At 42.6% G+C, this 1,207-nt stretch carries 1 protein-coding gene; it reads right to left on the bottom strand.

Annotated features, from left to right (window positions below):
* Positions 1-1,207, bottom strand: a 1,207-nt coding sequence (locus L647_RS0100875; protein WP_024609533.1) for a TonB-dependent receptor, incomplete at both ends; no start/stop codon positions are given.

The raw sequence follows: 1,207 nt of genomic DNA on the forward strand, positions 1-1,207 counted from the left end.
TGGCGGCACTTGTAAAAGCAGTTGGGTCGTCAACCACCAGCATATTATCTTGCTCTACCTTAAATACAGCAACAGTACCAAAGAGTGCGCCGTCGTTTAGGGTAAACTTAACCCCTACCTCTGCTGACGTAGATTGATTTGGCTCAAAACCATCACCGTTTGAGTCAGTACCCGATAAAGGTCTAAAGTTTTCCCCGTACGCTGCATATACAGAGATTGAATCATGCATTTCATAAACAATGCCAAACTGTGGGCTAATACGCGATTCACTTTGTTTAGACTTTATATCAGACAAGCGATTATTTAACGTTTGCTCGTAATCATCAAAGCGTGCACCAACGCGAATATCAAGCTTATCGGTTATGCTTATTTGATCTTGAATAAATATACCAAGCGACTTCTGTATTTCTATGCGGTCAGTATTAGAGGTGGGCGTTGGCAACGGGTATGCACCATACACAGGGTTAAACACATTAATATATTGATCACCCCGTACGCGCAATACAACTTGGTCGTTTTCAAAACGATCTGAATCAATACCCATAATCAAGCGGTGCTTTAAACCACCTAGTTTAATATGACCAGTTAACTCACCGCGAAATACTTGGTATTGCGCGTCGTAATCGCGGTAACGTCTAAAGCGATTTACCTCACCGTCTATTACACCATCAAAGCCGGTTTCGGTTGCAAAACCTTCAAGTGATGTATCACGGTAATTTGCCCCCAGTAATACACTCCAGTTATCATTAAAATCATGAATAAACTCTAATTGATGCCCTAGTACGTCTGCCTCTATTGGGCCATCACCAGGTTCGCCTAAAAAGCGACTTTCTGGAATTAAACCAAGCTCGCCATCTATGGCTAATACGCCTCGATCAAATGGCACTTCTTGGTCGCTATATTCAAGTTCGTAAATAAGCTGGGTATTATCGTTAATATTCCACGCTATTGAAGGGCTAAAGCCTTGTTTAGTTGTTTCAATGGTATCGCGAAAGCTTTTTGCATCCTCATAAAAACCAACCACCCTAATTGCAACATCGTCAGATACCGGCGTTGTATAATCTATGTCAGCACGGTAAGTATCAAAACTGCCAACACTTAGCTTAAGCTCCCCTTGTGTATCAAACGTTGGGCGTTTAGTAACTAAGTTTACGGTACCGCCAGGCTCGCCACGACCAAATAAAGCCGCACGCGGACCCTTTAAAAC

The sequence above is a fragment of the Pseudoalteromonas sp. TB64 genome (assembly GCF_000498095.1).
In the GTDB taxonomy this organism is placed as follows: Bacteria; Pseudomonadota; Gammaproteobacteria; order Enterobacterales; family Alteromonadaceae; genus Pseudoalteromonas.